This window comes from Microbacterium sp. UBA7513, assembly GCF_002478345.1.
Lineage (GTDB): Bacteria > Actinomycetota > Actinomycetes > Actinomycetales > Microbacteriaceae > Microbacterium.
Map to the genome: position 1 here is coordinate 58,619 of NZ_DLNJ01000008.1, position 9,475 is coordinate 68,093.

Annotated in this window: 10 protein-coding genes and 1 pseudogene; 4 read left to right on the forward strand and 7 right to left on the reverse strand. The window is 68.0% G+C overall.

The window, feature by feature from the left end; all coding sequences use genetic code 11:
* Window positions 1–379: 379 nt before the first annotated feature.
* The 5 genes and pseudogenes from B2W79_RS04670 to B2W79_RS04690 all read right to left on the reverse strand — a co-directional run.
* Window positions 380–847, reverse strand: coding sequence for a signal peptidase II (locus B2W79_RS04670; RefSeq protein ID WP_231868230.1), 468 nt, complete (start codon window positions 845–847; stop codon window positions 380–382).
* Window positions 844–1,452 (reverse strand): cadmium resistance transporter, encoded by a 609-nt coding sequence (locus B2W79_RS04675; protein ID WP_029266243.1) that lies wholly within the window; start codon window positions 1,450–1,452, stop codon window positions 844–846. Before B2W79_RS04675 ends, B2W79_RS04670 begins: the two co-directional genes overlap by 4 nt.
* Window positions 1,452–3,368, reverse strand: coding sequence for a heavy metal translocating P-type ATPase (locus B2W79_RS04680; RefSeq protein ID WP_062635479.1), 1,917 nt, complete (start codon window positions 3,366–3,368; stop codon window positions 1,452–1,454). The genes B2W79_RS04675 and B2W79_RS04680 overlap by 1 nt, the downstream gene beginning before the upstream one ends.
* Window positions 3,365–3,724, reverse strand: coding sequence for a Cd(II)/Pb(II)-sensing metalloregulatory transcriptional regulator CmtR (gene cmtR, locus B2W79_RS04685; protein ID WP_292787508.1), 360 nt, complete (start codon window positions 3,722–3,724; stop codon window positions 3,365–3,367). The genes B2W79_RS04680 and cmtR overlap by 4 nt, the downstream gene beginning before the upstream one ends.
* A 267-nt stretch (window positions 3,725–3,991) precedes the next feature.
* Window positions 3,992–4,198: pseudogene (locus tag B2W79_RS04690) on the reverse strand (cytochrome c biogenesis protein CcdA); the annotation flags it as partial.
* On the opposite strand from B2W79_RS04690, the gene B2W79_RS04695 reads away from it, so the two are divergent.
* Window positions 4,121–4,606 carry a hypothetical protein gene (locus B2W79_RS04695; RefSeq protein ID WP_292787600.1) on the forward strand — a complete coding sequence of 162 codons (486 nt, stop codon included), beginning with the start codon at window positions 4,121–4,123 and terminating at the stop codon, window positions 4,604–4,606. The pseudogene B2W79_RS04690 and the gene B2W79_RS04695 overlap by 78 nt on opposite strands.
* A 7-nt stretch (window positions 4,607–4,613) precedes the next feature.
* Here B2W79_RS04695 and B2W79_RS04700 read toward each other — a convergent pair whose 3' ends face one another.
* Window positions 4,614–5,459 (reverse strand): transposase, encoded by an 846-nt coding sequence (locus B2W79_RS04700; protein ID WP_292787510.1) that lies wholly within the window; start codon window positions 5,457–5,459, stop codon window positions 4,614–4,616.
* Between the two features lie 30 nt (window positions 5,460–5,489).
* The gene (locus tag B2W79_RS04705) at window positions 5,490–6,815 is read right to left on the reverse strand and encodes a VCBS repeat domain-containing M23 family metallopeptidase (RefSeq protein WP_071327689.1); all 1,326 of its coding nucleotides are present in this window, start codon (window positions 6,813–6,815) and stop codon (window positions 5,490–5,492) included.
* A gap of 163 nt (window positions 6,816–6,978) precedes the next feature.
* Here B2W79_RS04705 and B2W79_RS04710 point away from each other — a divergent pair, with 163 nt between their 5' ends.
* The 3 genes from B2W79_RS04710 to B2W79_RS04720 all read left to right on the forward strand — a co-directional run bounded on the left by B2W79_RS04710 (window position 6,979) and on the right by B2W79_RS04720 (window position 9,445).
* Entirely contained in the window at window positions 6,979–7,284 is a 306-nt protein-coding gene (locus B2W79_RS04710; RefSeq protein ID WP_071327690.1) for a hypothetical protein, read from the forward strand.
* 85 nt (window positions 7,285–7,369) lie between these two features.
* Window positions 7,370–7,843, forward strand: a complete 474-nt coding sequence (locus B2W79_RS04715; protein WP_143049229.1) for a hypothetical protein — start codon at window positions 7,370–7,372, stop codon at window positions 7,841–7,843.
* A 198-nt stretch (window positions 7,844–8,041) separates the two neighbouring features.
* The gene (locus B2W79_RS04720; protein ID WP_292787514.1) at window positions 8,042–9,445 is read left to right on the forward strand and encodes a cell division initiation protein; all 1,404 of its coding nucleotides are present in this window, start codon (window positions 8,042–8,044) and stop codon (window positions 9,443–9,445) included.
* Window positions 9,446–9,475 lie beyond the last annotated feature (30 nt).

Consider the following 9,475-nt stretch of genomic DNA (forward strand, 5'->3'; position numbering starts at 1 on the left):
GCGCGAACACGTTATCCATGCGACTGAAAGAAGGGAAAGCGTGAACGCCCACATCGCGAACGAAGCAGCTGCATCATCCGAGGACTGCGGGTGCGCGCCCACCCCCGCTGAACGCGACTCCTTCTGGAAGCTGCGTATCAGCCGGCGCGGGGCGCTCGGACATCGCGCCCTCAGCGCCGTTGCTCTCGCCAGCTTCGGCATCACCTCCGGCGTGTCCGCCCCGTACGCGGCGTCCTATCTCGGTTGGGACGATTTCCAACGAGTCAAAAGCAACGAAGCGGCCAAAGCCGCGGAGGTCACGCGCGTCGGAGGGCTGGTCCAGTCGCTGCCGCAGAAGGTCGCCGAGACTAGGAGTGCGCCGCGATCGCCGCTGCGAAGATCACGATGTCGGCGATGTTCCCGATGAACCAGTTCCCATAGGCGAGGAAGTCCACGACATGTCCGCGGGCGAATCCAGGCCCCGAAAGAGACGATCGCCTGCGTGTGATGCTGCAGCTCCGCCGAGCGCGCCGACGATGATCGCCCAACCTGGGCGCTGAACTCGGAGTGCGAATACGATCGCTGCGATGGTGGCGGCGACGGCGAGTAGCGCGAAGACCCAGGTGTAGCCCTCCCCGAAGGAGAATGCCGCTCCGGGGTTGTAAGCAAGTTGCAACCAGCCAGGCCGCCCGATCAGGGGGATGCGCTCGCGTTCGGTGAGGCTTGCTTCCGCCCACATTTTCGTTCCCTGATCGATCAGAACAACAACCGCGGCGATCAGCAGCGCTCCGCCAGTGAGTTGCCAGCGCTGTGCCGGCGACAATTTCCGCGGAGCGGACGGGCGAGCTTCTGCCTCGGGCGACGTCATGCGAGGACCTCAATCAGACGAACGATGACGCCGGATTCGATCAGGATGAACAGACCCAGACCGATGAACACGGCCGGGACGAGCCAGTGCTCGACGCGTTCCAGCCCCTCAGTGACAGCCTTGTTGGTGCCGATCAGCCGTCCAGCGGCGCACCAGACGGCGACGAGAACGAGGAACACGACGATCATGACGGCGACGTCGCCGGGTGCGGTGGTGCGGAAGATCGGCGTGTACAAAGAGATATTGTCCGCCCCATTGGCAATCGTGATCCCCGCAACACCCCACATTCCAACCGCGGTGATCTTGGCGTCGTCGTCATCGTCATCGCCGTTGCGGCGCAGGCCGGCGACAAGCGTCCAGATACCGATGCCGAGCGGGATCAGGCCGAGGAAACCGACCCATTCGTCCGGGACGATCGTGAGGCCGAGCGCGGCGATCACGCTGATCACGACGAGGGCGATGAACCCGAGGTACTGGCCAGCGACGATCTGCCAGGGCCGGGGCTTCCCCCGGCTTGAGGCGAGGAACAGCACGGTGAGCACGACGATGTCGTCGATGTTGGTCGCTGCGAACAAGCCGATCGCTGATCCGATGGTTGCGAGCATCAGCTTTCCAGCCGCGGAGTGTGTGCGCGGGCGGCTCGCAGCCCGTTGAGGATCACGATGACCTCCGCGACCTCGTGGACCAGGACGACGGCCGCGAGCCCCAGCACTCCGAAGAGTGCGAGCGGGAGCAGTGCCGTGATGATCAGCAGCGACAGGATGATGTTCTGGTTGATGATCCGTCGCCCTCGGCGGGCGTGATCGAACGCCCGTGGGATGAGGCGGAGATCATGGCCGGTGAACGCGACGTCCGCGGATTCGATCGCCGCGTCGGAGCCGGTCGCGCCCATCGCGATACCGATGTCCGCGCCAGCGAGGGCCGGAGCGTCGTTGATGCCGTCGCCGATCATCGCGACCGCCCCTGCCTTCGACAGCTCACCGATCGCGGCCGCCTTGTCTTCGGGGCGCATCTCGGCTCGCACGTCAGTGATGCCGGCCTGCGCAGCCAGTGCACGAGCGGTGCGGGTGTTGTCGCCGGTGAGCATCGTCACGCCGATGCCCTGTCTTGTCAGCGTCCGGACCACGTCGGGGACTTCGGGACGCAGCTCGTCGCGAACGCCGATCGCGGCGACCGGGGACCCGTCACGGTGCACGATCACGACGGTCATGCCCTGCTCCTCGAGCCCCGCCACCCGGTCCGTCAGGTCGTCGGCGTCCAGCCAGCGGGGGCTGCCGACGGTGATTCTCGATCCGTCAACGGTGCCGTCGATGCCGTGCCCGGGCTGCTCGGTCACATCGGCAGCCGCCAGAGTACCCGGGGCCGCTGCGGTGATCGCGGCAGCCAGAGGATGCGTGCTGTGCTGCTCTAACGCTGCCGCCCACGCCAGGGCCTGAGCCTCCGTCACGCCGTTCGCGGTGAGGACGGCGGTGACTGCCGGTTCGTTGCGGGTGAGTGTGCCGGTCTTGTCGACGGCAACGTGGCGGACCGTACCGAAGCGCTCGAAAACAGCACCGGACTTGATGATTACACCGAACTTGCTCGCCGCACCGATCGCGGCGACGACCGTCAGCGGTACCGAGATCGCGAGCGCACACGGAGACGCCGCAACGAGTACCACAAGCGCGCGGGTGATCCACACCTCAGGATCGCCCAGCACCGAACCGATGATCGCGACGAGCGCCGCGAGGATCAGAACGCCTGGCACCAGCGGTCGGGCGATCTTGTCGGCTAGACGAGCACGCTCACCCTTCTCCGTCTGCGCCTTCTCCACCAGCTCAACGATCGTGGTGAGCGAGTTGTCGCTGCCGGCCGCAGTTGTCTCGACCTCCAGTGCACCGACACTGTTGATCGCGCCGGCCGAGACCACATCGCCGGGCTCGACCTCGACCGGGATCGATTCGCCAGTGATAGCCGATGTGTCCAGGCTGGAGCGACCGGAGCGGACGATCCCGTCGGTCGCGATCCTCTCGCCCGGTCGGACAACCATGACCTGACCGACCATCAACTCTCTCGCCTGGACGTGCACGGCAGTGCCGCCCTGCAAGACGGTCGCTGTCTCCGGTACGAGCTTGAGCAGTGCACGCAGCCCGCCGCGGGCGCGGTCCATCGCCTTGTCCTCGAGTGCCTCAGCGATGGAGTACAAGAACGCCAGGGCCGCGGCCTCCTCCACGTAGCCGAGGACGACTGCTCCGATGGCGCTGATTGTCATCAGCAGCCCGATGCCGAGTTTGCCCTTGAAGAGCTTCCGAATCGCACCGGGCGTGAACGTCGACGCACCCAGCAGTAGGCCGATCCAGAACAGTACCAGCGCCGGGATCTCCTGACCCGACCACTCGAGAATCAGTCCGACCAGGAACGCTATGCCGGAGAAAACAGGCACCATGATCCCGCGGTCTCGCCACCAGGGCTGCTCGACCGCGTCGGATTCTTCGTCAGCAGTACTAGAGGGCTCGTGCTCGCAGCCGCACGCCGCGCTCACGCGTCCACTCCCGTCGCGCAGCAACCAACCACCATGCACGCTGAATCCACGCACGGCGCATGCGCGTCGACAGCCAGCGTCACATCGACGAGCGCGACGAGGGCCGCTGCAAGATGCGGGTCGGCGATCTCGTAGCGGGTCTGGCGACCTTCAGGCTCGGCGACCACGATGCCACAATCGCGTAGGCATGTCAGGTGGTTCGAAACGTTTGAACGGGTAAGGACCAGGTCCCGCGAAAGCACTGCAGGATAACTGGGTCCTTCGAGCAGAGTCATCAAGATCCGTGAGCGCGTGGGATCCGCCGTCGCCCGGCCAAGCCGGTTCATCACGTCGATACGGGAAGTAATAGTCAGCACACACTGACTGTACAGCAGTGGATGACCAATCGCTAATGGGCTGCCCACTCCCCACCCCGCGGGCGATGCGCGAACAAGCTTCCATCTCATTCCCTACTCGGTGGCGCCACGACCGTTGTGGGTCGCCAGTCGATCCCCGATGACTGCAACCGCAGGATCCCGCCGTTGACATCGTCTGCACCAAACCGATCGGGGCTGCAGGCATCGGCGGCCATCGAGAGGCTCTCCTCGGAACTCACCGCTTCACTGTCCGCTGCCTCGCCAGTCTTAGAGCGGAAGGATGACGGTGCCCATCACCGCCGTCAGCCGGGACATGATGTCGGTCCAGATTCCGCTTACCATCAAGGCGCCCAGCGCGAGGAGCAGCACCCCGCCGATGGCGTTCACGACGCGGATGTGTCGGCGGAGGAACCCGATTGTCTTCGTCGCCCATCCGAATCCGAGAGCGACGAGCAGGAACGGGATACCGAGGCCGCCCTGCTCCTCGGCGGCACCCTGCTGCTCGGTGGATGCGCCGCCGTCGACGATCTCCTGCACAAGCAGTCGACTCGGACGTTCGACGACGCCGGCGCCTTCCGCGCGGACTCGCCGGTCGACGCGGACTGGGTCCCGGACGACGCGACCGCGCTCACGCTCCGGACGTCGACCATCGAAGACGCCGACGACGCCGTCCTCCTGCTGACGAGCTCGGGCACACTGCCGGACGACTGCGTGAAGGCGGAGCGGACCTCTGCGCCGACCTTGATGTTCGACGACGGGCCCGCCGCGTACGAGGCGAAGACCGTCCTCGTCTGCGGAGACTGGAGCGTCATCCCGTCCGACGACGGCTGGTTCGGGTGGACACCGAACTCCGACGAAGAGAGGGCCGCCGCCCGGGGCTGAGGCCCGCTCAGAGGTCGGCGAGAGCTGCGCGCGCCGCCTGCACGGCCTCGGCGGCGGCATCCTTCTTCGCCACGGCCGCGGTGCGCCGCTCCTCCGCGGCGGGACGGTCGCGCTCGACGCGGTCGGCTTCCCGATGCAGCGTCTCGATCTGCGCCTCCAGCTCGGCGATGCCGTCGGCCAGCTCCTCGGCGCGATCACTCAGCACCTGCACCATCTCGTCCTCCTTCGCGAGGGCCCGCTCCGCCGCCGCGAGATCCTTCTCCGCAGCCGCCACCTGACGCTCGGCATCCCGGCGCTTCCGACGCTCCTGCAGTTCGTCCGGAGGACGCGGGGCCTGCGGCCGCAGCGTCGGGAAAGTGCCGGCGACCGCCTCCCGGAGGTCGTCCGCGTTACCCGAAGGCTCCAACGCCCGCACGAGACGCCCCGACGCGACAGCGGCAGCCGCATCCGGGTCGAAGAACGCCGCGGAGATCGTCTGCTCCACCGCATCCCGCGTCGCCGCCGTGACGCGTTCACCCCGGGCTCCCGCAAGGTCGGCAGCGGTCTCGGCAAGGCGCCGGGTCAGCGCGCGCCGTTCCCGGCCGAGCTTCGCCAGCGCCGCAGCATCCAAATCCTCCTGCGCCTCGCGCAGCTCCGCCGCGAGCGCCAGGGCCTCCCCGAGCTGGGCGGCGCGCTCCTGCGCGAAGACGTTGACGACCCAAGCGGCGACCGCGGGCTTGCGCAGCGCCTTCACCTCCGCGGCGAGCGCGCGGTCGTCGAGGCCTTTCGCCCGTGCGTTCCGGGCGGTCGTGAACTCCTCGGGCGGCCCGGCGTACAGCGCCGCCGCGATGTCATCGAGGGTCGGAGCGGTCATGCGCCCACGATACGCGCGGTCGGCGAGCGGCTACTCGATCGCGAGGTAGTCGGCGGCGTCCGAGGCGACGAGAACCCGGGCGCTGAATCCCCCAGTCCCGTTACCGGGGTAAAGGTAAAGCTGCCCGGCAGCCGTTCGAGCGAGCAGGTCGGCCCGGCCGTCCCCGTTGTAGTCCACGCCACCGGTGACTTCCGTGAACTCCTGCCAACCGACTCCGACCTGACGCGGTCCGCGCAGCCCGGATGCACCCGTGTACAGCCGCAGCACGCCATCTCCCGCGATAGCGACGATGTCTCCTCGACCATCGCCGTCGAAGTCTCCGGCGATGAGATAGTGGAAGCCCTCCCAGCCCCCACCGATCGTGGTGTGGGGTGGGCTGAAACCGCCGGCGCCATTCCCCCGATAGACGATCAGGGTTCCGGCTTCGGACACTCCGAGAACGTCCTGCCGCCCGTCGCCGGTGAAGTCCGCCCCGGAGGCGACGTGCCTCATCCCGTACCACCCGGACCCGGGCGTCGTCGCTGGCCGGAATTGCCCTGCCCCGGTCCCCGCCCAGAACTCGAGAACACCGTCGGAGCGGGCTACGAGGATGTCGGCGTTGCCGTCTCCGTTGAAGTCCGTGTGCGTGATGTGCCGACGGGAGTCAGCCCATCCCGCGCCGAAAAGGCTGGTGGGGGCGGAGAAGGATCCTCGCCCGTTCCCGTTACGCATCCTCAGGTCGCCATTGCCGGCGACGACGAGCAGGTCGGCTTTGTCGTCCCCGGTGAAGTCGCCCGCACCGACATTCGCAGGGTCGCCGCTCCCGAGACCCGGGAAGAACAACGGAATCGTCCCGCCCCGCGTGACGTTCGACAGGCAGGTGAAGCCCTGGTTGATCTGGGAGTAGACCTTGCCGTTCAGCCACACCTCGAAATGCAGGTGATACGCGGCGGAGTTGCCGGTGTTCCCGACGACGCCGATCTGCTGTCCACGCAAGACCTTGGTCCCCGGCGCGTACCAGCCAGGCGCCGCCATGTGGGCGTACCGGGTGACGTAGCCGCCCGGGTGCTGCACGTCGACGTAGTTGCCGTAACCGCCGTTCGACGTGCGGCTCTTGATCACGCCGTCATACGCCGCCAGGATCGGCGTCCCGCCGTTCCGGGAGATGTCGATGCCGTCGTGCGCACGATAGTTGCCGAGGCATCCGTCGCCGACCTTGGACTGGATGTTGCCCGAAGCCGGATAGACCATGTAGCCGTCGGACGCCGCGGTCGCGGAGCCGGTCGTGGTGAGGGCCGGTGTCAACGATCCCAGCGCGATCGCGAGCACGGCGACGATCCCGATGCGACCAAGACGCAAGCGGGACGTGCGCTTCATCTCGAAGTTCTCTCTTGCTCGGCGGCCCCAGGGGACGTGGTGTCCTCCGCGGTCACCGTACCAAGGGCAGACGCCCCGCCACGCGAACGCCACCCCCTTCGCCCCGTTCCGCCCGCCACCTGCCGGTGATCGTGAGACCCCACGGGGGTGTACCGTCAGCACCATGGGAAGACTCCGGTACGACGGGCACTCGGATCCGATCCTCATCGAGGACGAGACGCTCGCGCATCTGAAGATCGTCATCGCCACCAAGCTGCGTCGTCAGGAGAGCTTCATGATGACCTGGCAGCCTCCCGAGGGCGGCATCGACCGGCGAGCGAGCGTCTGGATCCATCCCGCCATCCCCCTGCAGTTCGGCTTCGACGAGGCGGAGCCGCCGGCCGTGGACCCGCACCGCATCCAGGAGATCATGCAGGCGCTCAACGCCTCCGGCGATCTCCAGCTGGACCATCTCTCCGGCCCGCGCTGACGCGCACCGACGTTCAGCACGGAAGGTCGCTGCCCTGGACACCGCTCTGATCCTCGTCCTCATCCTGGTCATCCTCGGCCTCATCGTGGGAGCAGCCTTCCTGCGCGGCTGGGTACGGCGCAGCGCATCGTCGGCCGGCGAGCGCGCCGGAGCCCGGTACACCGCCGCGCGGATGGAGGAGATCCTCGCCGACCTCGGAGCCACTCTCCTCGTCCACGCCTCCCCGACGGCCACGGCGGAGCTGCTGCGCGTGGTCGTCGGGGCGCGAGGCCGGAGCTTCTCGCTGCTCCCGGACGGCGCGCTGGGCGTCCGCTTCGTCGAACCGGATGACACCGTCGCGCGATTGGTTCCCGTCAGCGCGGGGACTCTCCTGCGCGTCGAGACCTTCCGCGAGTACCTCGGCTTCCCGCAGACCGCGCCCCTCTGGCGGGAGCTGCGCGCCCTCGCGGCCGCTGAGGCTGCGACCCGCGGGATCGAGGTGGGCGACGGCCCCGTCTCCGTGTTCGAGCGCGGCCCGGAGCTCGACGACCGCAACGCGCGCTGGTTCCGCCGGGCCTGATCCTCGCCCGCAGGCCCAGGAATAAAGGGTCACGATTCTCAGGTGACGCAATTAGGCTAGACGCGCGCCGCGCCCCGCAGGGACGGATGACGACCCGGTCGTGGCGCATGCCGGGGGCCTCCTCCCCCGAGCTTGCGATCCCGTCCACGGAAACGAAGTCCGCTTCGTGTCGCGGACACGCCAGAAAGGCTTGAACCCATGAGCGAATCCTCGGGCACACCCCGCGACGACGAGCGGTCGCCGGACTTCTTCGATCAGCTGATCGAGACGGCTCCGCGCGACACGTCGTCCACGTCCACGTCGGCGTTCACCATCGGATTCCGCGGCTACGACAAGGGCGAGGTCGACGCCGCGCTCGCATCGATGCGCGCCCAGCTCCAGCAGGCCGCCGATGAGGTCGCCGAGGCGAAGGCCCGCGAGGCCGAGTCGGTCGAGGCTCTCAAAGCCGAAGAGCGAGCGGCACGCGAGGCCCTGGAAGCCGAGCTCGCCGCCGCGAACGCCAAGGCCGCGGATGCCGAGCAGCAGGTGGCGACGCTCACCTCCGAGCTCGTCGACATGCCGCAGGCCGACGGCGAAGAGGCGCCCTCCCGCCAGCAGTTCGAGGCGATCCTCCGGGTGGCCGAGGAGCAGGCGAACGTTCTCATCCAGAACGCCGCCGTGCAGGCCGACCGCCTGATGACCTCGGCCCGCGAGGAAGTCGCCGCGCAGCGCGCTGAAGCCGAGGCGGATGCCGAGCGCATCATCTCCCAGGCTCAGCGCGACGCCGATCAGGTGCGCCTGAAGATGGAGACCGAGTACACGGCCCACGAGGCGCGCATCGAGCGCGAGGCAGCCCACGCCGCGGAGAAGGTCAGCCAGGCGTCGCAGGAGGCCACGGCCATCCGCACCGAGGCCGAGAAGGGCGCTGCCGCACTGCGCTCCCTCGTCACGCGTGAGACCACGCAGCTGCGGGCGGACGCCGAGCGCGAGGTGCGCGAGATGAACGCCCGCGTGCTGGAGTTCGAGGAGACCCTCACCCGTCGTCAGGACGACGCGCAGCAGGAGTTCCTCGTGCTGCACAACCAGGCCGTCGCACACGCCGAGCGCATCACGACCGACGCGAACGAGCAGGTCACCGCCTCGCTGGAGCATGCCCAGCGCATCTCCGCGAAGGCCGACGGCTACGAGAAGCTCATGCGCTCGCAGGCACAGGCGATCGAGGCCGACGCGCAGGTCCGTGCACGGGACATCCTCGAGCGTGCCCGCGTGAAGTCTCAGAAGATCGTCGACGCGGTGACCGGCCACACCTCCACCGTCCTCCGCGACGCCGAGGACCGCGCCCGTCAGCTGCGGTGGCAGCAGCAGCAGCTCACCAGCTTCATGGCCGAGGTGCGCGAGCTCATCCGCCCCGACGGCATCTTCAGCGACGATAACCTCCCCACGGAGATCGCGCTGACGGAGGCCACGATCGACGAGGACGACGACGAGAACGAGGACGACGTCGTCGAGGCGTCCGTCGAGAGCTTCCGTGGAGACGAGGTCCTCGACGACGAGCTCGACGACGACCGTCCGCTGGAGAAGATCACGATCGACGTCGTCGAGACGGACGACTCGAAGCGCTGATCCACCCTCGGAGACGACGAAGGGGCGAGC

What these genes read in the sequence shown, in the direction of transcription:
- B2W79_RS04670 (WP_231868230.1), bottom strand. Translation starts at nt 847, where the DNA reads ATGACGTCGCCCGAGGCAGAAGCTCGCCCGTCCGCTCCGCGGAAATTG.
- B2W79_RS04675 (WP_029266243.1), bottom strand. Translation starts at nt 1,452, where the DNA reads ATGCTCGCAACCATCGGATCAGCGATCGGCTTGTTCGCAGCGACCAAC.
- B2W79_RS04700 (WP_292787510.1), bottom strand. Translation starts at nt 5,459, where the DNA reads ATGACCGCTCCGACCCTCGATGACATCGCGGCGGCGCTGTACGCCGGG.
- B2W79_RS04705 (WP_071327689.1), bottom strand. Translation starts at nt 6,815, where the DNA reads ATGAAGCGCACGTCCCGCTTGCGTCTTGGTCGCATCGGGATCGTCGCC.
- B2W79_RS04710 (WP_071327690.1), top strand. Translation starts at nt 6,979, where the DNA reads ATGGGAAGACTCCGGTACGACGGGCACTCGGATCCGATCCTCATCGAG.
- B2W79_RS04720 (WP_292787514.1), top strand. Translation starts at nt 8,042, where the DNA reads ATGAGCGAATCCTCGGGCACACCCCGCGACGACGAGCGGTCGCCGGAC.